This window comes from Pseudomonas sp. P5_B2, assembly GCF_056400445.1.
In genome coordinates this window covers 1-3092 of the sequence record NZ_JBFULH010000488.1, presented here as the reverse complement: position 1 = coordinate 3092, position 3092 = coordinate 1, and the positions used below count along the sequence as shown (strand labels likewise).

At 57.3% G+C, this 3092-nt stretch carries 1 protein-coding gene; it reads right to left on the bottom strand.

Translation table 11 applies throughout. The features are described 5' to 3' along the window. Positions 1-3092 (bottom strand): Tc toxin subunit A-related protein (locus AC1DRJ_RS22800; RefSeq protein ID WP_477804137.1); only part of this gene is annotated, 3092 nt, incomplete at both ends.

Here is a 3092-nt window from a genome sequence, read left to right as displayed (position 1 = left end):
ACGTTGAATCGTGCAGGTGTTTGACCGCATCAATTTCCGGTTCAAGAATTGTCGAGCTGCTGATTTGCACCAACGTGGCGCAAATGTTCTGGTACGGTCCGAGCAGGCCGGGAAAGGTCAACGACAGCGACTTGATCTGCCGGCAGTAGTGCCCCGGGTAGTCCTCATTGAAGAGTCTTTCGTTGAGCTTGAACACAAGCTTGCCTTCGGTTTTGAAGGTGCTCCACCGGTCCTGGTCGAGGCTCTTGAGTGAAATCGTCTTGACCAACTGCAGTCRGCGCTCATCGCGCTTGATGCGGGCAGCCGCCATCCTCAGCAAATCCAGTTTCAACGATTGGCCCGTGGTGAACCCGTGGTAGGTATCCATCCAGACATCCGGACGCACAAAGCGGGTCTTGTAGTCGGCCATCTCATACTGCCAACAGGTTTCGGCACACAGACTCAGCCCGGTAACCACGTCGTACACCTGGTAGATCAGCGTCTTCACCTGGCCCACGACCCAGTTGCTCAACTCCCGGCCTGTGCTGCGATTCTTGTAGAACGCGTACACCGCCTTGGCGTGGGTGTTGGCCATTTCGGTCTGTTGCAGACTGGCCCGGGCAGCACTGATCGCGTGGTCCTGAGCCACAAGTTGCTCGCGCACCACCCGCGCCTCGGCATTGGATTGATCGCGCGCAAGCTCCCATTCCTGCTTGCGCCGCCGGTACTGCTCCATGATGCTGGCCTCCTCGGCTTCACGCATCAGGAAATCCGCCGCCGTCTGGGCAGCTTCGGCTAGCGTATAGGGGATAGCCGCCGGGCGGCAACCGCCAAAAGACGTTCCGAAGATAGTGGGAAACAGATCGACTGCCGCCCCTACGGCCCGGATTGCTCCGGCGGCGACCGCGATATATCGGGCTGTCCGGTTTTTTTCCAGCGCGAGGTTTTCATTGTCGGAAACCCCCTGCTCAACCAGTCGCGTGTAGTACTGCGCCCGCGCCTTGATCATGCTTTCGCTTTGTCTCAATGACGCGGCTGTCGCCTCGAGCTGGGCGATCGTTGCMTCGTGGATCGAGCGGGAATAGTCAGCCAGTTCAATCATGTGACTCTGTTGCAACTCCTCCAGCTCTCCCCGATCACGCTGTTCCAGCCATGACCGCAGCTGATCCTCTTGATGGATCAGAAACTCCACGCCTTGCAGAGCCAGGTTAAACACCGTCTGCCATTTATAGGGCACCACCTGCACCTGGCCACCGGGATTGCGTGCGATGCCCTGATTGGCGTTCGCCTGTGCACGTAACAACTCCAGTGGATCCATCGTTTTGGCGAACAGTGGAATCGACAAGGGCTGACCGTCGATCGAGCGGTTGTTACGCAAGTTGTTCAGCCGTAGGTTGAGCAACGTCCACAACGCCTTGGGTCGCTCATTGATCCCCGAACGGAAAACACCGGAACCCAACAGATCGAAACGAGGTTTGACCCGCATCCCGGTAGGCATATCGGCCAGACCGAGTTCGAAATCGGCTTCAAAAGCCTTGAGCGCATCGCGTCCGCTGATCGAGGTCAGCAGGTCTTTCAGTTTCATGGGCTTCCAGGTACCGGCCGATTGAGTGACCGGCTCTTCGCCGATCAGCGTCAGGGCCCTGCTGTAATTCAACGCGGCATGAACCATGCTGTCGTAATCCAGATGGCGATACAGGCCGTCGCCCCATTCGATCAGGTTTTCCACGTAGCGCAGAAAAATGGCGATTTTGAAGTGAACCGGCGCGCAATAACCGATCGCGTCCGGATCTGACGGTGCCGCGCTTTCATATGAGCATTCTATGTTTTCGTTTTGCAGCGGGCGGCAACGCCAGTACGCCGGGGCAGGGATCACCTCCGGATCTTCGACTTGCATAGCTTCCGGGAGCGTGACCTCCCGTGCCAACGGGTTGAAGACGTACTCGTACCAGCCTTGCGCCTCGTGATGACGGCCCTCCGCCGACAGGCGTGAACCCACCAGATCCGGTGTATGAAAGAACAGCTCCCAGAAATACAAGCCGTTGCAACCGTCGAAGGGTCCGTTTTCCTCAATTGCTTCATCAGGCATGCGCGGTTCGTCGACATGCTGGGTGTCCCAGGACAACAGCGCATCGACAGAGACAGCCGCACGACTGGTCAGCACCGGGCCGAACGTGGAGTTCACCCGAGCGTAATGGAGCGTCTGCTCGTTATTGTTGAAACTCAAAAACTGCGCGCCCTCGGGGCTGCTCTTGTCGATGGACGGAATCTTGTGTTGCCGTGGCTTTTGATTAAGCAGCACCGCGAACTCGTTGCGTCCGAAGCCTTTTCTACCCTCCTCTGCCTCACCGAAAATAAAATCCAGCTGCATATCAATGGGAAAAGCGCTGATTCCAAGCGATGGAACTCCGCGGCGATAGGTCAACCAAGGGGTCGCGTAGTGACCATCCAGAAAGCCGGTTGAACCCCAGTCCTCCGGATCGCTCATAGCTCGCCCCACAAATTTGAGCTGGAACGCCACGAGGGTATACAAAATGCGGGGCACCAGCAGATTCTGTTCGTTACGGACGGCATCCCCCAAGCCRTCGATGGAAAAACCGCCCCCCGCAACAATTTCATCCTGGCTTCTGCCAAGCAAATACTTGAGCGCATTGCTGGTCAATGTCGGTACGGCTTCTGCCACCCAGATACCGTCACCCTCCGAGGTTTCCTTGAAGTCTGCGGCGTAGAATGAATGGACAGTTAGCTTGTCCTTACCGTTGGGTAGCTCCACCTTATAATTCTCAGTCGGTAGCACCCGCTTGGTCAGCGTGATCCGCAACTGCCGCTCGCCAGCGTCGACGATCCTGATGTCGAGGGGAACTGGGGTCCCTGCCGCACGCCAGTTGATCGACAACAGCTCGAGTACCCGCTCCTCCTCTTGCACCGCGTTGCAGCGGCCACGGACTCTGAGCACTTCATAGAAGTTGTTGTCCGTCCCCTGCTCGCGGGTAAAGATGGCGTCCAGAAACAAATTCGCATTGATTGAGCCCGAAGGTTCCTCGGTGCCGATATCGGGTACCTCGGTGCTGGTAATGGTGACCTTCGAATAATCCGCAGGCACCACCTTTTGC